The sequence below is a fragment of the Neolewinella aquimaris genome (assembly GCF_014197245.1).
Classification (GTDB): Bacteria; Bacteroidota; Bacteroidia; order Chitinophagales; family Saprospiraceae; genus Neolewinella; species Neolewinella aquimaris.
Map to the genome: position 1 here is coordinate 281,879 of NZ_JACIFF010000003.1, position 25,643 is coordinate 307,521.

The 25,643-nt window shown below is 58.8% G+C and carries 20 protein-coding genes; 6 read left to right on the forward strand and 14 right to left on the reverse strand.

Annotated features, from left to right (window positions below; all coding sequences use genetic code 11):
* The first annotated feature begins 7 nt into the window (after window positions 1-7).
* Both GGR28_RS07825 and GGR28_RS07830 read left to right on the forward strand, forming a co-directional pair.
* The gene (locus GGR28_RS07825) at window positions 8-1,108 is read left to right on the forward strand and encodes a ferredoxin--NADP reductase (RefSeq protein WP_183495208.1); all 1,101 of its coding nucleotides are present in this window, start codon (window positions 8-10) and stop codon (window positions 1,106-1,108) included.
* A 32-nt stretch (window positions 1,109-1,140) separates the two neighbouring features.
* Entirely contained in the window at window positions 1,141-1,920 is a 780-nt protein-coding gene (locus tag GGR28_RS07830) for an OmpA family protein (RefSeq protein WP_183495209.1), read from the forward strand.
* 8 nt (window positions 1,921-1,928) lie between these two features.
* On the opposite strand, the gene GGR28_RS07835 is transcribed toward GGR28_RS07830, so the two are convergent.
* The 3 genes from GGR28_RS07835 to GGR28_RS07845 form a co-directional block, all read right to left on the reverse strand.
* Complete coding sequence (locus GGR28_RS07835; RefSeq protein ID WP_183495210.1) at window positions 1,929-2,426, reverse strand: hypothetical protein; 498 nt, start codon at window positions 2,424-2,426, stop codon at window positions 1,929-1,931.
* Between the two features lie 70 nt (window positions 2,427-2,496).
* Window positions 2,497-3,300, reverse strand: a complete 804-nt coding sequence (locus GGR28_RS07840) for a class I SAM-dependent methyltransferase (RefSeq protein ID WP_183495211.1) — start codon at window positions 3,298-3,300, stop codon at window positions 2,497-2,499.
* Complete coding sequence (locus tag GGR28_RS07845; RefSeq protein WP_246416529.1) at window positions 3,278-3,577, reverse strand: HesB/IscA family protein; 300 nt, start codon at window positions 3,575-3,577, stop codon at window positions 3,278-3,280. The genes GGR28_RS07840 and GGR28_RS07845 overlap by 23 nt, the downstream gene beginning before the upstream one ends.
* Before the next feature lie 204 nt (window positions 3,578-3,781).
* Between GGR28_RS07845 and GGR28_RS07850 the strand changes: the two genes are divergently transcribed.
* Window positions 3,782-4,327, forward strand: a complete 546-nt coding sequence (locus GGR28_RS07850; protein ID WP_454557394.1) for a DUF7935 family protein — start codon at window positions 3,782-3,784, stop codon at window positions 4,325-4,327.
* 164 nt (window positions 4,328-4,491) lie between these two features.
* Here GGR28_RS07850 and GGR28_RS07855 read toward each other — a convergent pair whose 3' ends face one another.
* The 7 genes from GGR28_RS07855 to GGR28_RS07885 all read right to left on the reverse strand — a co-directional run bounded on the left by GGR28_RS07855 (window position 4,492) and on the right by GGR28_RS07885 (window position 8,787).
* Window positions 4,492-4,818, reverse strand: coding sequence for a HesB/IscA family protein (locus GGR28_RS07855; protein WP_183495214.1), 327 nt, complete (start codon window positions 4,816-4,818; stop codon window positions 4,492-4,494).
* A gap of 11 nt (window positions 4,819-4,829) precedes the next feature.
* Window positions 4,830-5,246, reverse strand: coding sequence for a Fe-S cluster assembly scaffold IscU (iscU, locus tag GGR28_RS07860; RefSeq protein WP_183495215.1), 417 nt, complete (start codon window positions 5,244-5,246; stop codon window positions 4,830-4,832).
* A 198-nt stretch (window positions 5,247-5,444) separates the two neighbouring features.
* Window positions 5,445-6,665, reverse strand: coding sequence for an IscS subfamily cysteine desulfurase (locus tag GGR28_RS07865; RefSeq protein WP_183495216.1), 1,221 nt, complete (start codon window positions 6,663-6,665; stop codon window positions 5,445-5,447).
* 43 nt (window positions 6,666-6,708) lie between these two features.
* The gene (locus GGR28_RS07870; protein WP_183495398.1) at window positions 6,709-7,212 is read right to left on the reverse strand and encodes a peptide-methionine (S)-S-oxide reductase MsrA; all 504 of its coding nucleotides are present in this window, start codon (window positions 7,210-7,212) and stop codon (window positions 6,709-6,711) included.
* Between the two features lie 9 nt (window positions 7,213-7,221).
* Window positions 7,222-7,638: a methionine-R-sulfoxide reductase gene (locus GGR28_RS07875; protein ID WP_183495217.1), complete on the reverse strand. Its 417-nt coding sequence runs from the start codon at window positions 7,636-7,638 to the stop codon at window positions 7,222-7,224.
* 172 nt (window positions 7,639-7,810) lie between these two features.
* Window positions 7,811-8,062: a phosphoribosylformylglycinamidine synthase subunit PurS gene (purS, locus tag GGR28_RS07880; RefSeq protein WP_183495218.1), complete on the reverse strand. Its 252-nt coding sequence runs from the start codon at window positions 8,060-8,062 to the stop codon at window positions 7,811-7,813.
* Entirely contained in the window at window positions 8,059-8,787 is a 729-nt protein-coding gene (locus GGR28_RS07885; protein ID WP_183495219.1) for a CDP-alcohol phosphatidyltransferase family protein, read from the reverse strand. Before GGR28_RS07885 ends, purS begins: the two co-directional genes overlap by 4 nt.
* A gap of 104 nt (window positions 8,788-8,891) precedes the next feature.
* On the opposite strand from GGR28_RS07885, the gene GGR28_RS07890 reads away from it, so the two are divergent.
* Complete coding sequence (locus GGR28_RS07890) at window positions 8,892-11,912, forward strand: T9SS type B sorting domain-containing protein (protein WP_183495220.1); 3,021 nt, start codon at window positions 8,892-8,894, stop codon at window positions 11,910-11,912.
* Window positions 11,913-11,960: 48 nt separating this feature from the next.
* Window positions 11,961-12,494 carry a hypothetical protein gene (locus tag GGR28_RS07895; protein ID WP_183495221.1) on the forward strand — a complete coding sequence of 178 codons (534 nt, stop codon included), beginning with the start codon at window positions 11,961-11,963 and terminating at the stop codon, window positions 12,492-12,494.
* 366 nt (window positions 12,495-12,860) lie between these two features.
* Here GGR28_RS07895 and GGR28_RS07900 read toward each other — a convergent pair whose 3' ends face one another.
* Entirely contained in the window at window positions 12,861-15,326 is a 2,466-nt protein-coding gene (locus tag GGR28_RS07900) for a ligase-associated DNA damage response DEXH box helicase (RefSeq protein ID WP_183495222.1), read from the reverse strand.
* A gap of 364 nt (window positions 15,327-15,690) precedes the next feature.
* Here GGR28_RS07900 and GGR28_RS07905 point away from each other — a divergent pair, with 364 nt between their 5' ends.
* Window positions 15,691-17,013, forward strand: coding sequence for an aminopeptidase P family protein (locus GGR28_RS07905; RefSeq protein ID WP_183495223.1), 1,323 nt, complete (start codon window positions 15,691-15,693; stop codon window positions 17,011-17,013).
* Window positions 17,014-17,016: 3 nt separating this feature from the next.
* On the opposite strand, the gene GGR28_RS07910 is transcribed toward GGR28_RS07905, so the two are convergent.
* From GGR28_RS07910 to GGR28_RS07920, 3 genes are read right to left on the reverse strand one after another with little or no spacing between them, the layout of a single operon-like run.
* The gene (locus GGR28_RS07910; protein ID WP_183495224.1) at window positions 17,017-19,257 is read right to left on the reverse strand and encodes a hypothetical protein; all 2,241 of its coding nucleotides are present in this window, start codon (window positions 19,255-19,257) and stop codon (window positions 17,017-17,019) included.
* Between the two features lie 5 nt (window positions 19,258-19,262).
* Entirely contained in the window at window positions 19,263-20,420 is a 1,158-nt protein-coding gene (locus GGR28_RS07915; RefSeq protein ID WP_183495225.1) for a catalase family protein, read from the reverse strand.
* Window positions 20,417-25,540, reverse strand: a complete 5,124-nt coding sequence (locus GGR28_RS07920; RefSeq protein ID WP_183495226.1) for an adenylate/guanylate cyclase domain-containing protein — start codon at window positions 25,538-25,540, stop codon at window positions 20,417-20,419. The genes GGR28_RS07915 and GGR28_RS07920 overlap by 4 nt, the downstream gene beginning before the upstream one ends.
* Window positions 25,541-25,643: the final 103 nt, after the last annotated feature.

The window sequence follows — 25,643 nt, forward strand, 5'->3', positions numbered from 1 at the left end:
GCTGATCATGAGCCAACCCCAATTTTATCCCCTGCGCGTCGTGCGCCTTCAGCCGGAAACGGATCGGGCGGTAAGCGTCTATTTCGACGTGCCGGGTGCCGACAAGACCGCCTTTAACTACCGGGCCGGACAGTACCTGACCCTCCGCTTTTTTATCGATGGCAAAGAGGAGCGACGGGCGTATAGCATGTGTTCCGCCCCCCACGACAATGAGTTGGCCGTTACCGTGAAACAGGTCAAGGGGGGAGTCGTAAGCAACCACATCGCAAGTAACCTGAAAGTAGGAGAAGAGGTCGATGTGATGCCTCCCATGGGACGGTTCCTGGCCGAAGTGGACCCCGCCGCCCGCCGCCGTTATTACCTTTTCGGGGCCGGCAGCGGGATCACCCCCCTGATGTCCATCCTCCGCTCGGTACTGGAGGAGGAACCTAAATCGGAGGTGATCCTGCTTTACGGTAACCGCGATGAGGACAACATCATCTTCGACAAACAACTGAAGGAGCTGCAGAATAAGTACGCCGGGCAGTTGACCGTGGAGCACACGCTCTCCCGGCCCAAGAAATACGCCACCAAGGGCTTAAAGGGGTTGTTCAAACGCAGTCACACCAAGTGGGAAGGTTCGCGCGGGCGGATCGATCGCAAGGCGCTCGTCAAGTTTCTTCAGCGTCACCCGACGGAGGGGCTCGAATGCCGGTACTACGTATGCGGTCCCGGGGAAATGATCGACAACGTCGAAGCGGCCCTGCTGGGCCACGGCATCGACGAGAAGCTCATTCACGTCGAACGCTTCGTATCGGCCAATACCGCCCGTAAGAACAACGGCGAAAGCCAGGGCGGAAAGATCAACGTAACGCTCAATAAGGAGCAATTTTCCATCGATCTCAAGCCCGGTCAGTCCATTCTGGATGGGCTGCTGGAGGAAGGTAAAACCCCTCCGTACAGCTGTCTGGCCGGTGCCTGCTCCACCTGCATGGCGCGGGTCGATAAGGGCGGCGTGAAGATGGATGTGTGCTACGCCCTGGATGAATCGGAAGTGGAGGAGGGGTTTATTCTTACCTGCCAGTCGCATCCCGTCACCCCGGAAGTAGATATTGATTTCAACGTGTAGGACGTATATTTAGGGACACATTCCCTAGTATCATGTCAAGTCACGCAACCCTTTTCCGCACTGCCCTGCTGGTTTTGCTTACCTGTTGCCTGCTTCCCGTGCTTAGGGCGCAGACGCAGGAGCCGCGGGATACGGTAAGTGCTGAGAACGCGACCCGGGCCCGTTACGCAAAGGACTTGGACGAGCTGGAGCGAATGAAGGAAAAGTTCCGCAAGCAGCAGGAGGAGAAGCAGCGGAGACGCGACGGAGTGAATCGGATCGGTGCCGACTGGGACGCCGCCCCGGCCCCGGAACCCCTGGTGATCAGCGATCGCGACACCACGGTGCTGCGGTCGACTGTTCGTTCCGGTCTCTACTCCGATCAACGGCCCGCCGCCTACGAGCGTCGGGAATGGGAAAACTCCGTACAGGACGATCTGCCGCAGCAGCAGGTGGAAGCACAGTACAGCCAGCCAATGCGGGAAGTGCAGGGCGAGCCGGCCGGCCTGACCCCAAAAGCACCCGAACCGATCCCCGGCGCTTCTCCGCTGGGAGTGACGTTCATTCCCAATACCGCTTACCCTAATTCCGGTGGGTACTCCGCGCTTGAAGCACTCGCCGCAACGGTGCGCAACGCCCAGAAGCTCGTGGAGATCAGGGTACATACCTCCCGCAAGCTCAACCCCCGGGCGGCCCAGTTGCTCAGCGAAGAGCGGGCCACCACCATCCGGAAGTACTTGGTGGAAGCCGGCATTTCAAACGAGAACTTTCGGGTGATCGGCTACGGCAACCACGAATCCGCGGCCGGCGAGCGGGTGGAGGTGATTCAATAGCGCCTTCGCTAGAGTTCGATGATCTTTCCGGATTCAGCGAGCTGGAACCGGCGTGCGGTGCTGCCACTGGCCTGAAAATCAAACTCTTTCCCGCTGCCCTGACCGCTGACCTGGTAGATCATAAGTGCATCGGTGATGGCGGCGGTAGTCTGGGTGAGCTCCGCTCCGTCGTAGCTGGTACCAGCCAAGATGAGCCGGTCGATGACTTCCTCCGTCTTTGGATTTACGGTCACCAGGGTGTAGTGGTACTGCGCCAGATCGGCCCGCCAGTACACCAGTCCTACGTATTCTTCGGCATCCGGAAGACGCATGCAGGCAATGAACTCGGTAAATTCTTCATTGACCAGGGTCGGCTCCATCGGTACGAGGAATTGATCAATCATTCGCGGGGGGAGCGGTGGGGTTTCCTTGCTGATCTTACGTACGGTTTCCTCTCCGAACGTAATGGGCAGTTCGAGGGGCGGAAATTGATCGACGAAGTGGGAAAAGCGGATCTGGGGCGTCATACGGGAAGAAACTGGAAACTCACTTAATGACTGAGCGGCCAATAAGTTTCATAGAAAGAAGGTAGTGGGATCAGCAGGGGCTCTCGACCACGAAGGCGAGGGTTTTCCACACCACTTCGTTGCCCCGCGCATCCATGGGTTCGTGAATCATCAGGGGGTCAGTAAGATCTAGCAAGTCCCAGCCGTCGCGCAGCAGGGGATCGATGATCTTCATGGGGGGATAATGCTGTCTCCAGTGATCGAGCTGGAGAAAATTCAGCGGAGAAATCGTGATGAGGCGCCCACCCGGTTTGAGCACCCGTAACCACTCCGCAAAGGTTGCCGAAAGATCGGGCAGGCGGTCGATCAGGAAGGTGTTTACGATCAAGTCAAGGCTGCGGTCGGGAAAGGGAAGGGTCTTCGCGTCGGCCAGGGCAAAGTGGAGGTTTGGGAGCACCTGCCCTTGAAGCGCAACGGTCGGGTAGCCGAAGCGCAACAGATTCGGATTGAGGGTCTTGCCTTCCTTCCAGTAATCCTGGGCCTGGCGGACCATCTGGTAGCTGAAGTCCAAGCCGTAGCAGTCCCAGTTCGGGTGGCCACCAGCGATATCCGCAATCTGGCGACCGACGCTGCAACCGATGTCAACCGCGGCGGCATCGGCCAAATCCGGTAGCCACTGGCGGATGTAGTCGGAAACTTTCCTCAGGGGATAGCCACCGTGCAGCTCATCGGCGAGGTGGAGGGCAGTCTGGCGTGCAACCAGTTCGTCGTAACGTTCGTAGACGTCGCGGCGATTTTCTTCTTCAGACTTGAGGTAGTAAAGGGGGATGCCCCGACGGACATTTAGCGGGTCGGGGAAGAGGGAGCCGAACCTAGGCACTGAAGGAAGTGCCACAGCCACAGGTTTCCTTCGCGTTGGGGTTGTTGAAGGTGAAGCCGCGGTTCTCGAGGCCGGTGGCCCAGTCGATTTCCATGCCGAGCAGGTAAAGGGCGTGACCGGCCTTCATAAGTACCTGCTCCTCGCCGACCATAAACTGCTGGTCGTCTTCCTGCGGTAAGTCGAAGCCCAGTTGATACTCAAAACCGGAGCAGCCTCCTCCCCGCACGCCGATGCGCAGGAAGTGATCGCTGTCGACTCCGAGTTCTTTGCGGAGGCGAACAAGCTGGTCCATCGCGGAGGAAGTAATAGAAATTGGGGCGGTCTTGGTGGGGGACTTAACGTCGGCGCTCATAATTCTGAATGGCTTTACTTGTGGGTTAACAACGGTACGGCTGACATGGTTGCTTTTGGCAAAAGGTCGCGGACGGCATGGTATATCCGGCTAATTTAACCAACTTGGCAGGCCGCTTACTGTTTCGACCCACTAATGCAAGCTATGGAACTCGTCACCCTTGTCCTCTGGATATTACCCACGATATTGTCAATTGCACTGATCTGGGCTCTCCGCGATGCACTGGTCCGCTTCAGGGAAGCCGTTATCCAACTAGAAAAAACGGCTACCACACCCATAGCGCCCTCCGACGGAACCAACCAGATAGACTTCGAGGGATTACGCCTCCAGGCCTGCGAGCGCTTTACGCTTATGCTCGAGCGCATTTCCATCCCCAATCTGCTGTTGCGTATCCAGCCCGATCCGACCACGCCCCCCCGTGAATACACCGCCGAACTGCTGCTGGCCATCCGTCAGGAGGTGGAGTACAATATCACCCAACAGATCTACGTAAGCGATTCCCTCTGGTCGATCATCACTCAGTCGCGCGACAACATCAGCCTCCTCATCGCCCGGGCGGCCGAGGGGGCCGAAACCAGCAGTCAGATCGTCGGTCGCCTGCGTACCATGAGTTCCCGCCAACCGGAGGACCCCGTAGCGTTGGCCCAGGGGGCGATTAGGAGGGAGGCTTCGTCGGTGCTGACGGGGTAGATGGGTAAGGGGTAGTTGTTGAATTAGTGAGTTGTCGGGTTGTTAAATGCGAAAACGCCATAACGACTAGGTCGAAATGGCGTTTCATTAAAGTTTGATAGCAAAGTGAATCGGTACCGATAAGGCCAATTCAACAACTCAACAATTAAATAACTTAACAATTCCTACACCGCAAAACTCTCCCCACACCCACACTCACGAGTAGCGTTGGGGTTGTTGAAGGCAAAGCCGCTACCGTCCAAACCGCCGCTGAACTCCAGGGTGGAATTGCAGAGGTAGAGGAACGACTTGAGGTCGCAGACGACGGTTTCTCCATTGTCCTCAAAGACCTGATCGCGGGGCTGTAGTTCGTCGTCGAAGTCGAGCTTATAGGACAGTCCGGAACAGCCTCCGCTGGTGATGGACACCCGCAGAAAGTAGTTTTCGGGAAGGCTCTTGGCCTCACGAATTTCGCGCAGCCTTTCCTTCGCGCTATCGGCAACGAAAAGCATAGTGTTAAAATTTAGTGGGAAGCGGCGATGGACTCGACGGTCTGCACACCTTTCTTCTGCTGGTAATCCTTGATGGCACCCTTAATGGCGTCTTCGGCAAGAACGGAGCAGTGAATTTTGACGGGGGGAAGGGCAAGTTCTTCAACGATGGCCATGTTGTCGATGGCGAGGGCTTCGTCGACGGTCTTTCCCTTAAGCCACTCGGTAGCGAGGCTGGAACTGGCAATCGCAGAGCCGCAACCAAAAGTCTTGAACTTAGCCGCAGTAATTTTCTGGGTAGCCGGATCGACCTCGATCTGCAGGCGCATCACGTCACCACATTCGGGGGCACCGACGAGACCGGTTCCTACGTTTTCGGAATTCTTATCAAGGGTGCCGACGTTGCGGGGATTCTTGAAGTGGTCTAGAAGTTTTTCGCTGTATGCCATGGTAGAGGAATTGAAGGAATAAAGGTAGGAAGGGTAGAAGGATTGAGGGGTCGAAGGATTAAGGGATAGAAGGTAAGAAGGAATGAAGGGTCGAAGGATTGGGGATATAACAAGAATTGGGAAGAGAAAGATTAATCGTACCCCCCTTCAATCCCTTGCCCCCTCAATCCTTCGATCCCTTAGTCCTTCACTCCCTAATTAATGGGCCGACCATTCAATGGCATCAATGTCGATACCCTCCTTGTACATTTCCCAGATGGGGCTGAGATCGCGCATGTGATTGACGCCTTCGGCGACCTTGGCGATGGTTTCATCAATGTCTTCTTCGGTGGTGAAGCGGCCGAGGCTGAAGCGAAGGCTGGAATGTGCCAGGTCGTCGCCGAGGCCAAGGGCTACGAGTACGTAGCTGGGCTCGAGGCTGGCGGAAGTACAGGCGGAACCGGAGGAGACGGCGATGTTCTGGTTAAAGGTCATCATGAGGCCTTCTCCCTCGACGTGCTTGAAGCTAATGTTTGTGACGTGGGGCATACGGTGCTCGCGGCTGCCGTTGACGTAGCTCTCTTCGAGCATTCCGGTGAGGGCACTTTCGAGTTTGTCGCGTAGGCGGCTGAGGCGCTCGGCGTCGCTGGCCATTTCTGCCTTGGCGATCTCTGCCGCTTTGCCGAATCCGACGATGCCGGGTACGTTCAGGGTGCCGGAACGCATGCCGCGCTCGTGACCGCCGCCGTCCATCTGACTGGTGACCTTGACGCGGGGGTTCTTGCGGTTGACGAAAAGAGCGCCGACGCCCTTAGGTCCGTACATCTTGTGGCTCGTGAAGGCCATGAGGTGGACGCCTACTTCCTTCGGATCGACCGGAATCTTGCCGACGGCCTGGGTAGCATCGGACATGAAAAGTACGCCGTGCTTGGCACAAATTTCGCCGATGGCCTTCATGTCCTGAATGACGCCGGTTTCGTTGTTGGCCCACATGATGGAGACCAGTACCGTCTTATCGGTGATGGCGGCTTCGAGTTCTTCCAGGTTGATGAGCCCCTCCCGGTCAACGTTGAGGTAGGTCACGCTGCCCCCCATCTTTTCGACCTTGCCGCAGGCGTCGAGGACGGCCTTGTGCTCGGTCTTGGCGGTGATGATGTGGTTGCCCTTGCGCTGGTACATTTCGAAGACGCCCTTGATGGCCAGGTTGTCCGACTCAGTAGCACCACTGGTGAAGATGATCTCCCGTTCGTCGACGTTGATCAGGTCGGCGATCTGCTTACGCGCGGTGTCGACGGCGCCCTCTGCGGCCCAACCGAAGGGGTGGTTGCGGCTGGCGGCGTTGCCGGGGTTCTCGTAGAAGTACGGAATCATGGCATCCACTACCCGGGGATCGGTGGGAGTGGTGGCGTTGTTGTCGAGGTAGATGAGGCGCTGGCCCATAGTAAAAGTTATTTCAGACTTGTCTGGATAGATATGCTCTACGTTAACACCCGGTCCCTGGTTTGGTTGCTGTACCGAGAAGTTCCCTGATCTTAGTGTCGTTTCGTCGGGTGGGGCTCATTCCGCGCGCCGTACAGTACTGCTGGTGGCGGGCATCGGCGGGGTGAAAATCAGCGACCACTGCTACGTCCGTGGTGGGCTGGTAGCCGGCCCGTTCGAGAATAAGCAACATTTGCCGGGCGGTGGTTAGCTGTTCGTCTTCCACCAGGGAAAATACCGCCGAGCGGTACTGTCCGGTTCCCCGTCCGCGGTTAAGCTCGAAATTGTGGAGGGTGAAGAACTCGGTTAGGAGATCTCGTGTGGTGAGTATTCGGGTATCGTAATTAACCGAAACTACCTCTGCGTGGCCGGTATTTTCTTCGCAAACCTGCACGTAGGTGGGGTCCGTTGCCCTGCCGCCCGCGAAACCAACCCGGGTGGAAATAACGCCGGGCAGCTTACGAAGGTGGTATTCCCTACCCCAGAAACAGCCGCTTCCAAGGATCAGGTTTGCCCTTCAGGCTTCGTCGGTATCGAGGGAGCCGTGCTCGGCCTCGTACTTCTCGCGGGGAATAAATTTGATCGACAGGCTATTGACGCAGTGGCGGGTGTTTTTTTCCGTAAACCGCTCGCCGTTGAACACATGCCCCAGGTGACCGCCACAGTTGTTGCAGAGGATCTCGATCCGGCGACCATCGGCATCCCGAAGGTGTTGGATTGCATTAGGGATCTCATCGTCGAAACTCGGCCAACCGCAGCCGCTGCTGAATTTGTCGTGGCTGTCGTACAGGGGAGCATCACAGCGCCGGCAAACAAAAATACCGTCCTGCTTAAAGTTATTATACTCACCGGTAAAGGGCATCTCGGTACCCTTGCGGGCAATCACGCGCTCCTCTTCGGGGGTGAGGGTGTTCCAATTTTCTTTCGTCTTCATACCCGGAAAACAAACGGAAAATGGGAAGGTTTGGGGGGTGGGTTGTTGGGTTAGTGAGTTGTTGAGTTGTTGATTGGGTGGGTTGTTGGGTTGCTCCTGCGCTCCGCCGCCCGCTTCGTCACGTATGCTAGACTGGCCAACTCACAAATCCAACAACTCAAAAATTCACCGACTACTGAGCCTCAATGACGAAGTCATAACTTTCCATGATCACGTTGGCGAGCAGCTTCGAGCATGCCAGTTCTACCTTGTCGTGTGCTTCCTGTTCGCTGGGAGCTTCGAGGGCGATGGTCACGTGCTTGCCGATGCGTACGTCGGAGACACCCTGGATGCCGAGATTGGGGAGGTTCTTGACGACGACCTTGCCCTGGGGGTCGAGAAGCTCGGTCTTGGGCATGATGTTGATGTGGGCGATAAACTTCATAGGGGCTGCTTGGCGGACGAAGGCGGCGGGAAGGCCAGGTTAAGAATGAGGTAGACGACGACGATGAAGGGGAAAGCCGAGGTCCACAGTACGGTCAACAGGCCGATGGCCAGGGCGGCAAAGATATACTTCGTCTCATTGCCGGCCCACCCGAAGCCCTTCAGCTTAAAAGAAAACATGGGGTACTCACTCACCAGCAGAAAACTCATGATGAGGATGGAGGGGTAAAGTACCCAACGGCTGAGTACGTAGGGGGCCCAGTCGGGGTTGGTCGCTACGATCAGCATGAGACCGGTGGCGTACACCGTGCTGGTGGGGGTAGCTACGCCCAGGAAGTTCTCGCTCTGGCGGGTATCCAGGTTAAATTTGGCCAGGCGCAGGGCGCTGAAGAGGGCCACGAAGAGGGCGGGGGCGGCGTACCACGACCAGGTGATGGCGGGCGGGGACGCAGGTGCAAGGTCAACCGGCAAAAGCAGCAATACGTAGTAGATCATGGCCGGTACCACTCCGAAACTCACCATATCGGCTAGGCTGTCGAGTTCCTTGCCGTGCTCGCTGCTTACATTGAGGGCGCGGGCCACGAGGCCGTCGGCAAAGTCGAACCACCCGGACGCAAACAGGAACCAGAAGGCCGGAATGAAACGGAGGTCGAGTATACAGATGATGGCCGCGCACCCGCAAAAGAGGTTGAGCAGGGTTACGAAGTTGGGGATCCATGATTTCACGGCCGGTAAGTTAAAGTTTGTTAGGGTAAGGACAGTTTACTACGGATCCGAGGTACGGATTGCGTCTTCCCACCTGTTAAGTATATATTCTGCTACCGATACCTATGAACTACGTTTACTTATTGGGATGTGCGCTGTTGCTGGCTACGGGTCTTCACGCCCAGCCGGCCAACGACGAGTGTAGCGGTGCCATCGCACTTCCCCGCGAGCCGATCTATTGCTCGGGAGCGGCAGCCTTTTCCACTACGGGAGCCACCACTTCCCTCGAGCAGGAACAGTACGCCATCTGCCTTGACGAGCGGCTCGAAATCAAGGACGTCTGGTTTTCGTTTGTCGCCACCCGGAACTCGGTGAGCATTCAGGTCACCGGTGCCGTACCGGGCAACGTGCGGGGCACCATCGAGCAACCGCAATTTGCACTGATGAGCGGTAGTTGTGATAATTTCCAGAATGAAGCCTGCCGCTCCCCCTTCGCCTCGGGCGGTCAAGTGCAGAATGGGGGTAGCCTGATCTTTAATGAGCTCGTACGGGGACAGACCTACTACATTCTGGTCGGGGCTCGCAACGGGAGAGAAGGTACGTTCGAACTCTGCGTAGAGCAGTTCGATGCTGTACCAGATCCGAGTAGCGACTGCGGTACCGCCGTATTACTGTGCGACAAATCACCCTTCGCGGTGCAGTCCCTCCAGGGCAACGGTCAGGTCGACGACGACCTGTTGGGGACCAGCGACGTCTGCAATGGATCGGCGCCGGACGAGTTTAATTCATCCTGGTACAAGTGGACCTGCGACGAGCCCGGCACCCTCACCTTCTCCATCACCCCCCTCGGCGTCGCGCCCAACGAAGACCTCGATTTCGCGGTGTACGAGTTGTCTAATGGAGTAGACGACTGCGGCGCACGGACGGTATTGCGGCAGATGTACTCAGGAGAAACGGGGGGCAATGGCGACAACAACCTCCCCTGTCTGGGCCGTACGGGATTATCCGCCGCCGACCCGGACGATACGGAAAGCTGTGGCTGTACTCCGGGAGACAACAACTTCGCCCGGGCCATCGACATGGAAGCCGGTAAATCTTATGCCCTCGTGATCATGAACTTCACCAGCTCCGGCGACGGGTTTACGATAGAATTCGGCGGCACGGGCACGTTCCTCGGCCCCGAACCCAACCTGGTGTTCAGCAGTGCCGAAGCCTGCGTCGGCGAGACGATCACCTTTCAGGACCAATCCACTTCCATCGACGGCATCGCCTCCTGGGCCTGGGACTTCGGGCCTACCGCCACCCCCAGGACCGCTTCCGGAGCAGGACCCCACGAAGTTTCCTTCTCCGAGCCCGGCGCCCCCAACGTCTCCCTGGCCATAACCACCACCCGCAAATGTGTCGAGTACGTCACCGCCTCCGAGTTTTCCGTAGTGTGCTGCGCCGATCAATTTTCCGCGACCGCCGAGATCAGCGAAGTGACCTGCGCCGGCGCTGCCGACGGACGCATCGACCTTACCGGACGCACTCGGATAGCCAACCGCCCGGTCAGTTATGCCTGGAGCAACGGAGCCGCCACGGCCGCGATCGATAACCTTGACCTTGGAGAGTATACGGTCACGATCACCGATGGGACGGGCTGCGAAGGAACTTTTTCCTACAGTGTAGGTGGCCCCCAGGCATTCGTTTTTGACACCCTCATCGTTCAACCCGACTGCGCGGGAGGCACCAACGGGGCACTGGAGTTTCGCGTACTCAGCGGCGGGGCGGGAGGCTACGAATACAGCTTCAACGGTGGCCCTTATTCCACCGATACCAGACTGGAAAATCTACCCGTCACCATGGTCAACGTCCGCGCCCGCGATGCAAATGGCTGTGAGATTGAACAAGATATTTTCGTCGACGAACGGCAACTGGGCCTGGTCGCCGGCGCGGCAACCTTTACCGAACCGGTGTGCAATGGAGCTGCCGACGGCAGAATCTCTCTCCAAATAGCAAACGGGGTCCCCGCTTACCGTTACGACTTCGGAGATGGTCTGCAGCCTGAACCGCAACGGGGCGGCTTCAGTGCCGGCACCTATCCCGTGCATGTGGTAGACGCGGAGGGTTGCACCGGCGATTTTGAGATCACCATCACGGAGCCTCCCGTTCTGGCCGTCCGTTTACAGTCGGACAGCAGCAGTTGCTTCGCGGCCAATGACGGCTCCATTTTCGCCTCCGGAGAGGGGGGGAGGGGCAACTATACGTTTACCTGGACCGACGGCCCATCAGGACCCGACCGGATCAACCTGCCCGCCGGCACCTACACCGTCAATCTTACGGACAGCCTTGGCTGCACGGTAGCCGATTCCGTCACGCTAAATGATCCGGAAGAAATCGTGGCCGCTATCGTCGATCAGGAGAATCTGATCTGTTTTGGAGTACCCACCGGATCCTTTACCCTGGCGGCGGCGGGCGGGTCGCCGGAGTACACCTACAGTGCCGACGGGGTCAATTTTCAGTCCGAACCACGGCTCGGCGGACTGTTTGCGGACGAGTACACTCTCCACGTTCGTGACATCAATGGCTGCGTCGATAGCCTGTCCGGCAGCCTGAGCCAACCCACTGAATTCGTCATTGAAACTGCCGATCGGGTGCAGCTGTTGCTGGGGTACGATACCACGCTACTGGCGCGGAGCAACTACTTCCCCGTCACGTTTTCCTGGGGGCCGGACAGCGTTACCTGTCTTACACCCGATTGCGCACGCGTAAACGTAATGCCGGTCGTTTCGGGCGATTACTTCGTTACGGGGACCAATCCGGCAGGCTGCGTCGATACGGCGCTGATAAATTTCATCGTCATTGAAGACCTTCCGATCTACATACCCAACGCATTCACGCCGAACGACGACGACAGCAACGATCGCTTTACGGTCTTTGGTGGCCGGGCGGTGGCGCGGATCGAGTTCATGCGCGTCTACGACCGCTGGGGCGGACTGGTTTTTGAGGCCCCCGAGCCCTTCCCGGCTAACGAACCCGCCCTGGGTTGGGATGGAAGGGTGAATGGCCGACCCGTTGGCGGGGGCACATACGTTTACGTGGTCGAGGTCAGTTACATCAACGGCCGCCGCGAGGGCTACCGGGGCGACGTCACAGTGGTACGCTAGGGCGGGGTCGCAGGAGCAGGGTAAGTTTGGTAAATAAAACCGATGTGGATGCGCTTTTTACTGTTTTCGGTACTGGTCCTGACGCTTTTCGGTTGCCCGAAAAGCACGATTGGCGATCGCCTGTTTGATATCAATTACCCGGTGCTTGAGTTTACTGTTCCGGCCGGCCAATCCTCCTTCCGCACCTTTGTCGTCGCTCGACCGGAGTTCGCTACGGGATTCAATCAGGCACTCGCCGACAATGGAGTGGACGTAGACGACATTGATCTAGTCGGCGGCGTGCGTGCGCGCATCACCAGTATATCCGGCGAGGATTTCCGGGAGATCGAGCGGATAGAGCTGCGGGTCTGTCCCGCCTCGGAGAGCGACTGCACCTTCATCGATCTGATGTTTAGCATCAGTGACCTGGGCGGGCGCCGGCAGCAGGTGGTAAACCTCAATCCCGGTGAGAAAAATTTCCGCAGCCTCTTCCTTACCGAAGAAAATGTTCGCATGGAGCTCGTCTTCTTCCCCCTCGAGGTCACCACCCGCAACATCGACGCCCGACTAGAGTGGACGATCGGGGCGATCGGCGGATTATAAGTCGTCGGCCGACCGAGGTACGAGGTTCGTCCGCTGACTAGAGGGAGGAATTTACCAATTACCATTTCCAAGGTGCCATTTACAATTTGGCTACCGCTGTTTCGTACGTGTGCTTCACGGGTAGAGGCGTTGTACGCCAAGCGTATGAAGGGGGGAGGACCTGCGGTCCGGAGTAGTTTCCACCGCGGATTACGCAGAAGGCGCAGATTTTTTCGCAGATCGAGGTACGGTGTAAAGCGGGGCGGCCTCTACTCCCAGACGATCTCACTACGCACGACCACGACTACACGCCGGCTACCCCAGCTCTCTACGGGTCTGCGCAGCAAATTTTAAATTTCAACTTCCCAATTTTAAATTTCATCCCCCCTACTCCCTCACCAGCGCCAGCCGCATCCGCTTGATCCGGTCCTGCAGGCTTTCCGAGGAGACGCGCTCCCGCAGACGGTCGACGATGAGCGAGAAGCTGAAGGGCGTGGCCTTGCGGGGTTGTTGGAAGAGAATGGTTTGACCGTTGATGCGCTCGAGGGCACTGCGCAGACGGGCCTCCTGGAGTTGGAAGGTCATGATCTCGTCGTAGGCCTGCTGTAGGAGCAGGTTGGTGGGCTCGTAGTCGGTGAAGACGTCGAAGAAGAGTTGGGAGCCGCTCTGGAGGTGTTTTTCCTTTTTCTGCTTGCCGGGGTAGCCCTTGAAGATTAGGCCGGCAATGGCGGCGATATCGCGGAAGCGTCGTTTGGCCATTTCGGTGGCGTTGATGCCGGCGTTGAGGTCGGCCGTGAGTTCGGTCAGGTTGAAGAGATCGCTGCCGAGGGCTTCTTCGATCGGGATGGGCTGGTCGCTCAGGAGCTCGAAGCCGTAATCGTTCATGGCAATGGTGAATGTGAGGGGTGCAAACTGACCGATGCGGTAGGCGATGAGCGAGCTCAGTCCTTCGTGGATTCCGCGGCCCTCGCAGGGGTACATCAGCAGGTGGTAGCCCTCGCGGTCGTGGAAGTACTCAATCAGCAGCTCGTCGGTGGCAGGTACGGCACTGCGGTGGGCCTGAATGTCGCGGAGGGGGGCCAGTTTAAGTAATTCGGCGTCGTGGTAATCTTCCAGCTTTAGTTCCTCCAGCGATTTACGCAGGTAGGCCGAAAGCTGGCTGGAGAGTTGCATTCGCCCACCTCGCCAGCTGGGTACCTTCCCCTTCTTCGCGTTGCTTTTCTTGACGAGGGCCTCCGTCCCCTTGACCTTCATAAATTTAAGGCTGCGCCCCGCAAACCAGAAGGTATCGCCGGGTTTGAGGCTCGAAATAAAGTACTCCTCAATGGCACCGATGTAGCCGCCCGACATATACTTGATCATCAGGGTGGTTTCGCTCACGATCGCGCCAATGCTGAGGCGGTGCATCATAGCTACCCGCTTGCTTTCTACTTTATATACGCCTTCCTCGTCGCGGACGACCTTGTGGTACTCGTCGTATGCCCCCAGACTATTGCCCCCCGTAGTGATGAAATCAAGGCACCAGGCAAATTCCTCGTCGCTGACCGAAGCAAAGCAGAAGGTGCCCCTGATCTCCTTCAGCACCTCCTCGCGCCGAAAGCCTCCACTCACGGCCAGCGTCACCAGGTATTGTACCAGTACGTCGAAACTGCGGATGTAGGGGATGCGGCTTTCGATCACCTCATTCTCGATGCAGCGTCGTAGGGCGGAGGCCTCCAGCAGTTCCAGGCTGTTCGTGGGTACGAAGTGGATGGTGCTTTTGGCGCCCGGTCGGTGACCGCTGCGTCCGGCGCGCTGCAGAAAACGGGCTACTCCCTTCGGACTGCCGATCTGCACGATGGTTTCTACTGGTCGGAAATCGACTCCCAAATCGAGGCTGGAGGTACATACCACTGCCTTCAGCGTACCCTGGTGGAGCGCATCTTCTACCCAGTCGCGCAGTTCCCGACTGATGCTTCCGTGGTGCATGGCAATAGCTCCCGAAAGGTCGGGGTCGGCCTCCAGCAACCGCTGGTACCAGATCTCGCACTGGCTGCGGGTATTTGTAAAGATGAGAGTAGAGCCGGATTCGTAGATAATGGGCACCACCTTCTCCAATAATTTGATGCCGAGGTGACCGGCCCACGGGAAGGTCTCGATCTCGTCGGGCATCACGGTGATCATCTCGGTTTCCTTGCTGGCTTTTGCCCGGATGATGATTCGCTCCCGCGTCCCCGCCGGCACAAGAACATCCAGTGCCTCCTGCATATTTCCGATGGTGGCGGAGATGCCCCAGGTGCGAAAGGCATTGCCTCTGATTCCCCGCAAACGGCTCAGCGCCAGCTCGACCAGTACCCCCCGCTTCGTGCCCAGCAGCTCGTGCCACTCGTCGGCGACCAGCACGCGCAAGTCGGAGAAAAACTTTTCGTACCCCTTGCTGGCTAGTAGCAGGTGAAGGCTTTCGGGGGTAGTGATGAGAATTTCCGGGGGCTTATTTCGCTGCTTGGTTCGCTCGCCGGTCTTCGTATCTCCCGAGCGGATGCCGACGCGCCACTTCATTCCCAGGTCCTCGATGGCTCGTTCAGCGGCCGCCTGTATTTCCCGGGTCAGGGCACGGATGGGGGTGATCCAGATGGCTTGCAGCCCATTGTTTGCTTTAGCGGGATCGTCAGGGTGCTCCTTTAGAAATTCCAGCAGAATAGGTAGGATCAGCGAGTAGGTCTTGCCGCTGCCGGTAGGCGCATTGACCAGTCCGCTCTTGCCGTCGAGGTAGGCCTTCCAGGCTTCGTGCTGGAAGGGGAAGGCCGTCCAGCCACGCCCGGTGAACCAGTCGTCGCCGCGGCGGAGGAGATTTGGGGAAGGGGATGCGGACACGATCCTCTAACGGCCAATCATCCCGGTGGTTCTACCCGTTGGACGGGGTGACCCCGTCCAACGGGTAGAGGGTATTGCTGTTCAACGAAATATTTGATTGATATGTGTGCTAGTTATGGCGGTTAGTCAATATTTAATCCCCACTAAAAGCCTATTTGTCGCTAACCCTTGGATTTTTGCTGGAGGTGAGCTACAGCGGTCCGACGGGGTACCACCGTCCAACGGGTACCCCCCGTCCAACCGGTACCCCCCGTCCGGCAATCGAAACGACGGACGGGGTCACCCCGTCCGACCGCTTAAGCCGTCCGACCGCTATCCGCTCATTACCTTGCACCCGCGCACCGCCGCCCTAAATTTACGCCCCATGTTTTCCCCCACCACCTATACCGAACGCCGTAAACGACTGGCCCAACTGGTCGGTAGCGGCCTCATCCTCCTGCCCGGAAACGGCGAGGCAGCCATGAACTACCGCGGCAATACCTACCCCTTCAAGCAGGACTCTAACTTCCGCTATTTTGCCGGCCACAACCAGCCCGACCTGGTGCTCACCATCGATGCCGCAACGGGAGAAAGCCACCTCTACGGAGACGACCTGACCCTCGACGATATCGTCTGGATGGGCGAACACCCCAGTACCGCCGAACTGGCCGAACGCATCGGTGCCCGGGCCGGAGGAAGCCTGGAAGACCTCGCCCAACTCCTCAAAACCGCGAAAAACGTCCACTACCTGCCCCCCTACCGCGAAGCACGCCAGCGCCACATCGAGGAGTGGCTCGGAGAAGGCACCGCACCTAGTAAAGAATTGATCCGTGCCGTCGTCGAGCTGCGATCGGTGAAGAGCGCGGAAGAGATCGCGGAGATGGAACGGGCCGTCCGCACCAGCCTGAAAATGCACGAAGCAGCCCGCGCCCAGACGAAGCCGGGCATGACGGAAGCCGAGGTTGCCGGACTCATCGAAGGCATCGCCATCTCGGGCGGAGGCAGGCTCAGCTACCCGGCCATCGTGACCCGCAATGGCCACATCCTGCACAACCACTACCACGGCAACACCCTGCAGGAAGGCGACCTGCTCCTGATCGACGCCGGAGCCGAAACCCCCACCGGATATGCGGGCGATCTTACGCGAACCTTCGCCGTAGGCCGGGAAATGGACGAACGTCAGCAGGCGGTGTACGATATCGTAAACGATGCGAAGGAACGGGTAATTAAGGCCATCCGCCCGGGCGTTGCCTACCGCGATCTGCACGACCAGTCGGCACGCATCATCGTCGACGGACTCAAAGAACTGGGGCTCATGCGCGGCGATACCAACGAGGCTGTTGCTGCCGGGGCCCACGCCCTTTTTTACCCCCACGGCCTGGGCCACATGATCGGTCTCGACGTCCACGATATGGAAGACCTGGGGGAGGACTTCGTCGGCTACGACGATAGGATCAAACGCAGTCCCCTCTTCGGCACCCGCAACCTACGCCTCGGCCGTGAGCTACGCGAAGGCTTTGTGGTCACCGTCGAGCCGGGCATCTACTTCATCCCCACGCTGATCGATCGCTGGCGCGAGGAGAATAACCACACACAATTTATTGACTACGAAGCAGTTGCGGCCTACCGTAATTTCGGCGGCATCCGCCTGGAGGATGACGTGGTCGTAACGGGCGGCGGCGCGCGGGTGCTGGGAAAATCGGAATAAGCGTTAGATATTGGTACGTGCCTCGATGTCATCCACGATGACGCCGTAGCGACGGAATTCCTCCTCGTGGGCCTTGAGCATTTCGGAGAAGCGGGGATTGATGTCGCCGTCCTCGTTGCGGGTGATGAAGCCGTATTCGGTGCGGGAAAGCAAGTTGCTCCACCACATCATCTGGGTAGCGCGGACGGGGTCGGGGGCAATGCGGTAATCCGATTCGGGGGCTAAGACGCCGTCGGGACCATCGCCGAAGCGCAGGCCGAGACAACTGTAGAGGACCTCACCGATGTCTTCGTACTGGTGCTCGTTGACCCAGGTATGCATGAAGGTAGCGGTGTGGATGACGTATACGCACCAGTCCTTTAGGTTTTGCAGATCCTCCGGCCGTGCGTCGAGGAAGGTCTTTGATTCGGTGATGGGGGACAGGATTTTCAGTTCCCCGTCGACGGTCCGGCGGGGCAGGGTGGGATCGAAGCTATAGCGGGACTCGAAGTACGCAATCCGCTTTTCCATCATTTCGCGCTCGCGTTCGTCGAGCTTATCCAGGTCGATCCGGGACCGGAAGACGCGGACACTGTGGTTGACCATATCCTCCGACATGAGGTAGATCTCCAGCCAGTGCTCGGCGATGGCTTCCAGATTGCGTTCGAAAAAGTCGTTGACGTACTCCCGGGTAATGTCCCAGAAGAGGTTTTCCGCCTTTGCGAAGGTGTGGGCGTCGTTGATCACCTTCATGGGTTCGCGCCCCTTCCAGTCCAGGACGCCCATGGTATCCTCTACCCGTTGCTGGATGCCGAGACCGGTAAGTGCCGAGGCGCGGGGGATGTAGCCGTGTTTTTGGGAGACTAGAATGCGGTCGGCGGTATGATCTACGAGAGAGACTTCCCGGAGGTGGGGCTGCATCAGCCAGTTGACGGGGTTCAGGCGGAGGTTGCGGAAGGCGGCCAGGGCGTATTGCTCCGTATTGGTGTGGGTATGGGCGAAGTGGTCGTCGACCTCCGATACCAGTCCGCCGACCGAGCGGGCGACGCGCTTGGCGTACATCCACTGCTCCCCGTCCGCGGGGCGGAACCGGCGTCGTTGCCAGGGATCCCGGTTGTAGGCGTTGAGCTGGCCGGTCAGGATGATCTCCACGGGCATCGGAGTATGGTTGCCCGGACGGATGGTGTACTTGATCTCGGTAGTCGGGAAGGCGAAGATGTCGTTGTGATCGTATCCCTGGTAGCCCCAGTAAAGCATCCAGTAATGCTGGGGGTGGCCGGGGTCGGGGGTGAAACTGGCGGCGTTCATGCCGTTCATCATGCGAGCGCCGAAAAACTCATCGCCGCGGGTGTATCCCTTAAGTTCCGGGGGCAGGGTATTTTCGATGCAGGTGGTCAGATTAGGGGGGTAATCCGCCTGGATCTGTGGAATGGAGAGGGTTTCCGGTGCCGTTTCCAGCTGGGCGAGGTGTTTGAGCTTGGTGAGTTCGATGGGGATGATCTGGTCCTGCAGTGCGTCGGTACGGCCCTGCACGTAGCGCTCGGGGGCGTCCTTGTCGTGGTCGTTGATGTAGGTGCGCGGGATGCGGGTATCGCGGCGGTAGGCCCAGAGGTCGATCTGGATGTCGCGCAGGTTGTATTCCATCCCGGTGAGTTCCTTCTTCGGCACCCGGATCGATTCGGCGATGGAGTGGACGGGGCGCGGTTTGTCGCGTTCGGTGTAGAGGAAGGACAGCTGGGATACTTCGACTATGATTCGCCGCACCGCCCAAGACCGGGCTTCGCGCAGGTCGTAGGGAAGCCGGAATCTGCCGTCGTGACCGGCGACCCCCTCCGCCAGGTGTCGCCAACTGCCCCACCAGGTGCGAGCCCATGCGTCTACGTGGAGGTGATGAATGGGCTTGCCGTGGTCGTAGCGACCGGCGTAGGTGGTGCGACCGACGAAAGATGCCCCCGTGAAATTGCGACCCCGGATGCGGGGGTGACGCGGGAACAATTGCCGCAGAAAGTGCTGTATGCCCTCCTTGGTCCGTTGGTAGAGCAGCACGACATACTCGAGCAGGATGGTGAGGGGACTGGAGATGATCTTGGAGCGGCCAACCTCGAGGTGGTTGATGCTGCGCAGGTGGGGCGTGAAAAAATTGCCCTGGTCCGGATAGCGGATCTTGGTCTTCTTCAGGCATTCTTCGCATACCTCACGGGGATCAACCATCGGCTGGTCTACTTCCATGATTACGCGCTTACCGGATCGATTGTCGGACTGCATGGCTACTACTTTGTTACACCGGGATAGGTGCGATTAATGATGCTGGGCGGATTCTCCCAGTCGGAGTAGTTGCGGTTGTCGTTGTCGGGAATCCTCGGTGGGTAACCGAAAAGAGCATAGTTAAGGAACCGCGCCCGGTGGGCCAGACCGGATTGGGCCCGCATGTAATTGAGGGAATTGTAATCGAAAATGGATTTGGCGGGCAGGAACCCCAATGTCTTCGGCATGTTGCGAATCGAGAAGGTGGTGCGGCAGCTTTCCTTCCAGTCCAGGGCTTCGTCGATCTCGATCACGGCCAGATCGTGCCAGGGGTGAAGGTCTTCGTTCCAGGGCTTCATGTTGTTGAAGATCTCCGGGTCCTCATCGGCGGCGGCGGTCAGCAGCTGGATCTGCATCGTGTACTTGGCACCCTCCCGCTTCACCCGGTCTTCGTATTCGTACTTCAGGTAGTTGCGGCCCCGTGGATCGTGGCGGGGAACGCGTTGGTTGGCGATGTCGGTCGCATCGGGACTGTGCAGGATACCCGACTCCGGCTGGTTGTCGAAGGGGCGGACCCGGTACTTGGCGTAGCGCTTGATGTTGTCGTCGCCCACGAAGCGGAAGGGGGTTTTGCAGTAGTAGCGCAGATCATGGAAGGATGCCGGGTTTTCGCGAATGGCCTCCTCCGCTCCCGCGAGGCCGCTGGGGTACTTGCGGTAATAGTCGTGGTACTCGACCCCCCACTTCTCCTTGCGCATGCGGGCAAACTGCAGGAAGCTCGCCGCCGACCAGAAGAGGCTCACCGCACCCGTGTTCATCTGAATATCGAAGGGGCTACGGAGGTGGTGGTCCGAAAACTTGATTGACATGCTGCGTATTCCCCGTACGGCATCGTCCAGGAAGGTGGCCGTTGCGTGGCGGATCCGGCACGGGAAGGTGCGTCCGGGACGGAAAAATTCGTGGGGGGGTAGTTGCGGATTATCGAGAATGGTCACCATGCCCCGGGCCGCGATCCCGTTGTCGTGCGACATGCGGCGTTTACCAAACAGGGAAACCAGCAACGCGATGGCGACCGCAAAGCCCTTAGCGGTGAACCAGAGCACGGCTCGGTCACGAAGTCCGCCAAGGGTATCGAGAATGGCGGTATCTGCCCATGATCGGGAAGTAGTGGGTGGGTGAGTCATAGTTCATAGTTATGGGAGTAGGCTTCCCGGGTGCTGGGTACATCCGGCTTCACGAAGTACATGTCGATTTCCCCCTTATTCTTGGCGGCCACCTTCCCCCGGTGTACGCAGTTGAAGCGGTGGGCGATCAGGTCGCGGGTAGTGCCCGAAATATTGATCTTGCCGGGAATACCGCTCGATTCCATCCGGGCGGCAGTATTGACGGTGTCCCCCCAGATGTCGTAGGCAAACTTCTTCTGGCCAACCACCCCGGCCACCACCGGTCCGGAGTGCAGCCCGATGCGGAGTTCAAAGTGGGGTAGGCCGAGCGCTTTTTGTTCCCGGCTTTGCGCCACCGTCCACGCCTGAATCTCGATGGCGGCATTGACCATGTCCACCGCGTGGGTGTCGTTGGGGGTCGGCAGGCCACCCACGCACATGTAAGCGTCGCCGATGGTCTTGATCTTTTCGATGTTGTGGCGGCCGATGATCTCGTCGAAGGCCCGGAAGTACACGTCGATGCTGCTGACGAGCTCCTCGGCCGTCATGCCCTCCGCGTGGTAGGTGAAGCCCTTGAAGTCGGTGAACATCACGGTTACGCTATCGAAGCGACGTGGCACGGTGCGGCCGAATTGCTTGAGTTCTTCGGCCGTTTCCTGGGGCAGGATGTTGAGTAGGAGATCATCCGACTTGGCTTTTTCCACCGCCAGCTCCTCGGTACGTTCGCGCACTTTTTCCTCCAGGTTCTCGTAAAGCAGGGCATTGTCGATGGAGATGGCGATCTGTCCGGACAGCAGCGCCAGCAGGTCGATCCGCTCGGGCGTGAAGACACCCGTCGCCAGCTTGTTTTCGAGGTAGAGGATGCCGACGAATTTGCCCTGGTTGACGAAGGGCAGGCAGAGCACGGAGCGGGACTTTTCCGACGACAGGTGGGGATCGTGGGCAAACCGCTCGTCGTTGGCCGCATCGTCAATTACAACGGGGCGGCGCGTACGGCTCACGAACTCCACTACGGACTGTGCCACCAGATCCGATTGCTCTACTGGAATAGCCTGCAGCACCTGCGTCCCCGCCCCTTCTACGGAAAACGCGGCCTGAACGAGCAGCCGATCGTCCCGCTTTAGCAGGAGGACTCCCTCGTCGGCTCCGGCGTTTTCAATGACGATGGACATCAGGTTGTTCAGCATACTCCCCAGCTGGATCTCCCCCGAGATGGAAGTGGCGGCCTTCAGCACGGTCTGGAGATCCAGATTGGTGGTGTGGTTGAAATCCGAAAAGGATTGCAGGGTGTGGGTGCCGCTGGTAGCGCTACCGCCCAATCGTCCCGTGGCCGATACGAACGATGGGTAGCGGCGCTCCAGGTCCTTCAGTTTGGCTTCGGCTCCCCACTCCCGGTAATTGCTGTAGGCCGACTTAATGTAAAACTCGGCCAGCTTCTCGAACTTTTCGTTCAGGTAGGCCCGCCCGGCCAGCTCGTAAGCCAGGGCCGCTTCGTGGAGATAGTCGTTGGCCGCCGCCCCGGCGATGGCACGATCGTAAGCCAGGCGAGCCTCACCGAACCTGCCCTGTACCCGGTACCGCTCCGCTTCCATCAGGTCGGCCTTGTGCCGGTAGTTTTCGGGGGCATCCCTGGCCCACTTCCGCATCTTTCGGATGTTGGCCTTGGCGCGGCGCATGTACTTGCGCTGGAGCGTCGCGTCGGCTTTCCGGTACAGCGACAGGTACACCAGGGCTTCGTAAAAATGGTGGTTCGGGATCTCGAATTTGGCCAGCACGGCTTCGAGGAGGTCGCGGCAACGTTCGGCATGGACGGCTGCGTTCGCATAGTCGCGGAAGTGACAGCCCAGGATGAGCTTATTGAAGTGAATGAAGAAGGTGCCCGTCTGGTCCTTGCGTTCGGCATTCTGGACGGTCATCTTCTCCTCGTCGTAGGCCGTGCCGGTCAGGATGAGGGGGTTGGCGGACTTGCCCATGAAGTTGAGCATCCCCTGGCGGTATACTTCATTGTAGTTGAAGTTGGTTTCCTGCTTCAGTTGGCGGTAGCTGCGGCTGTAGGCGGCGGTCTCTTCCTCGATGCGCGGCAGGGGGCGGCCGATGAGGTAAGAGTGAATGCAGTAAATGTTGGAGTTGATGCAGGCAAACTCGATGGCACCGGTCTCCAGGCCGATGTGGTAGGACTCCTGGAGGGGCCGCAGCGTATTGCGGACGTGCTCGTTCCAGTTGATGATCAGGGCGTAGACGGGACAGTAGATCTGGGTAGTCCAGGCGCGCTCCTCGAATTTTTCCATCAGGGCCAGGCCCAGTTTTCCGTAACGGTAGCCCGACTTCATATCCTCCAGCACGCCACACATGATGACGCCGTAGGTAGCGAAGGCGAAGGCACTCAGGGCGGTATTGCCGTAGCGGAGCGACATGTGGCACATGCGGAAAATGACGAGGGGAAAAAGGTTGGGCCGGGCCCAGTAGGAGGATGAGGCGATGTCGGCAATGATGCGCATGGCCGCGATCTTTTCCGGGTTGACCATCACCGGCAGTTGCTCGAGCGCATCGACGTCCTTTCCGTAAAGCTTCAGTTTGGTGCGCAGCAGGTCGGCCATCACGTGCGGCAACCGGGGCTTCTTCGGGAACCGCTCTCCGAGCTGGGCCAGTACTTCCAGCCCGGTATCGATGGCCTCGTGCAGCTGGTTTTTGGCTTTGTAGGAAAGGATGCGGATCTCGTAGGGAGCCACCTTGTCGAGCAGGGCCCGGGCGTGATCGAGCACTTCTTTGATCAGGGCGTCCATGGTAGCGAACTCGCCGCTCAGGTAGTTGCACTCCGCGGCTTCGGTGTGGAGGTCGCGACTGAGCGCGTAGTGCTCCTGCCAGTGGTTCTCCGGCAACAGGTCGATCCCCACTTGCAGGTACTCCGCCGCCCTGCGGAAGGCCGAAGCCTGCTTGGCCCGCCGGCCGGCGGCCAGGTTCAGGTCGACCAAGCGGAGTCGTTCTTCCGGATCGGTGATGGCCGATAGCCCACGGTTGAGCTGGTTGGCAATGTCGAAGAGCCGCTCACCGTGCTCGGCCTCCGGGATGCTGGAGAGCAGCAGCCGACCGATCCGGGCGTGCATCGGGGCGCTTTCGGCGGGCGGGATGAGGGAGTAGACGGCCTGCTGGATCCGGTCGTGGGCGAAGCTGTAATCCTCGCCGTCGGGTACGATGAGTCCTTCGTACAGGGCTGCGAAGAGCGTCTCGGTCACCTCCCGCTCGGAGGTGCCCTCGATCAGGGCCAGCGTCTCGACCCGGAAGCTGCTGCCGATGCTGGATCCGACCTTTAGCAGTTCCTGAGTGGGGCCCGGTAACTTGCGGATCTTCCCGGCCATCAGCTCGACCACGTTATCGGTGATGTTCAGGGCTTGGATTTCGGTAGCGTTCCAGTCCCAGATCGCCCGCTGGTGATCGAAGCTCAGCCACCCTTCTTCGTACAGGGAGTGGAGGAACTGGGTGGTGAAGAAGGCGTTGCCGCGCGTCTTTTCGTACACCAGCTTGGTCAGTTCATCCGCTTTTTCCGGGGATACGGCGGTGGCGTCACCGATTAGTTGGCTGACGTCTTCCCGGCTTAGGTTGCCGATCTCGATGGTGGAGACGGTGGCGCCGGCCTCGCGCACTTCGTTGATGGTTTGTATAAAGGGGTGGGATGCGCTCACCTCATTATCGCGGTAGGCGCCGATACAGAGGATGTACCGGTTGTCGATGTCCGTGAGCAGCATACGCAGCAGGCCGAGGGAGGCTGAATCGGCCCACTGCAGGTCGTCGATGAAGAGCACGATCGGCTGGTCCGCGCTGGAGATCGTCTGTACGAATTTGCGGAAGACGTAGTTGAAGCGGTTCTGGGATTCCGACCCACCCAGTTCCGGTACTTCCGGTTGGGGACCGATGACCAGTTCCAGGTTCGGAATGACGGCGGTAAGCACCCGCCCCTCGGTCCCGACGGCAGCCTGAATATTATCGCGAATACCCGCCAGTCGCTCCTCCTTTTCGGTCAGAATGAGGTCGACGAAGCGGGTAAAGGCCTCGATGAGGGCAAAGTAGGGCACCGCCCGCTGGAATTGGTCGAACTTGCCCTCGATGAAGTAGCCCCGCGCCCGGGTGATTGGTTTGTGTACCTCCCGCACGAGCGCCGATTTGCCCGTACCGGAGTATCCGGCCACCAGTACCACCTCCATTTTGCCCTGACCCACTCGCTCGAAGGCGCGCAGCAACTCGGTCACTTCCCGTTCGCGGCCGTAGAGCTTCTGAACGAGTTGGAACTTCCCCGAATGATCGTTTTCTCCAAGGGGAAATGAGCCGATACCCCCGCCGGATGTGTGGGCCTTCAAACAACGGCACAGGTCGTGGTGCAGGCCGCGGGCGGATTGGTACCGGTCCTCCGCGTTCTTTGCCAGCAGTCGGTCGACCAAGCGGGAGAGTTGCTCGGGTACTTCGGGGTTCACCGTGTTCACCGGCACCGGTCGCTGGGCGATGTGGCGGTGTACCAGTTCAAGGGGGTCGTGGGTGTCGAAGGGGTGGCAACCCGTCAGCATCTCGTAGAACACGACGCCGGCCGAATAGAGGTCGGTGCGGTAGTCCACCACCCGGTTCATGCGGCCGGTTTGCTCGGGGGAAATGTAGCGTAAGTTGCCCTCCAGCCGCTCGGGGTTGCCGAGGTTTTGTTCCTTTAGGTTGATGCGCGTCGAAATGCCGAAGTCAATAACCGTCACCCTCCGCTCCGGCAGGTCGACCAGGATATTGTAGGGGCTGATGTCGCGGTGGATGATGCCGCTCTCGTGGATGTTCCGCAGGGCATCGCTGAGTGAAACGGCTAGGTGCAGCACGTCGGTGACATCGTGTTGGTGTTCCCCGGCCAGATCCGCCAGGGTGGGCGCATCGATCCATTCCAGGATCAGCGAATGGCGGTTCTTGATTTTTTCCTTTCCCAGCGTGCGGCGCACCCCGGGCAGGTTGAGTCCCTCGGTAATGTCGTGTTCGGTATAAAATTTGGCGATTTCACGGGGTGTAGGGAACTCATAGTTGAGGCTTTTACGCAGCACGGGCTGCCCCCACTTACTTTCGGGCACATAGGAAATGCGCGAGCGTATGCTCTCGTAAAGTACTTTTTCTACCGTCATCAGTGCCTCGTTTCAAAACAAGCTGGGGAACACGTGGCGGCTTGTCTCGGCCCTTGCTAATATACGTTATCTCGTCAATATTGGTGTTCGCACATTGTTTGGG

Coding starts and splice junctions, on each gene's coding strand:
- GGR28_RS07825 (WP_183495208.1), top strand. CDS start 8: ATGAGCCAACCCCAATTTTATCCCCTGCGCGTCGTGCGCCTTCAGCCG.
- GGR28_RS07830 (WP_183495209.1), top strand. CDS start 1,141: ATGTCAAGTCACGCAACCCTTTTCCGCACTGCCCTGCTGGTTTTGCTT.
- GGR28_RS07835 (WP_183495210.1), bottom strand. CDS start 2,426: ATGACGCCCCAGATCCGCTTTTCCCACTTCGTCGATCAATTTCCGCCC.
- GGR28_RS07845 (WP_246416529.1), bottom strand. CDS start 3,577: ATGGACCAGCTTGTTCGCCTCCGCAAAGAACTCGGAGTCGACAGCGAT.
- GGR28_RS07850 (WP_454557394.1), top strand. CDS start 3,782: ATGGAACTCGTCACCCTTGTCCTCTGGATATTACCCACGATATTGTCA.
- GGR28_RS07855 (WP_183495214.1), bottom strand. CDS start 4,818: ATGCTTTTCGTTGCCGATAGCGCGAAGGAAAGGCTGCGCGAAATTCGT.
- iscU (WP_183495215.1), bottom strand. CDS start 5,246: ATGGCATACAGCGAAAAACTTCTAGACCACTTCAAGAATCCCCGCAAC.
- GGR28_RS07865 (WP_183495216.1), bottom strand. CDS start 6,665: ATGGGCCAGCGCCTCATCTACCTCGACAACAACGCCACCACTCCCACC.
- GGR28_RS07875 (WP_183495217.1), bottom strand. CDS start 7,638: ATGAAGACGAAAGAAAATTGGAACACCCTCACCCCCGAAGAGGAGCGC.
- purS (WP_183495218.1), bottom strand. CDS start 8,062: ATGAAGTTTATCGCCCACATCAACATCATGCCCAAGACCGAGCTTCTC.
- GGR28_RS07890 (WP_183495220.1), top strand. CDS start 8,892: ATGAACTACGTTTACTTATTGGGATGTGCGCTGTTGCTGGCTACGGGT.
- GGR28_RS07895 (WP_183495221.1), top strand. CDS start 11,961: ATGCGCTTTTTACTGTTTTCGGTACTGGTCCTGACGCTTTTCGGTTGC.
- GGR28_RS07905 (WP_183495223.1), top strand. CDS start 15,691: ATGTTTTCCCCCACCACCTATACCGAACGCCGTAAACGACTGGCCCAA.
- GGR28_RS07910 (WP_183495224.1), bottom strand. CDS start 19,257: ATGCAGTCCGACAATCGATCCGGTAAGCGCGTAATCATGGAAGTAGAC.
- GGR28_RS07915 (WP_183495225.1), bottom strand. CDS start 20,420: ATGACTCACCCACCCACTACTTCCCGATCATGGGCAGATACCGCCATT.
- GGR28_RS07920 (WP_183495226.1), bottom strand. CDS start 25,540: ATGACGGTAGAAAAAGTACTTTACGAGAGCATACGCTCGCGCATTTCC.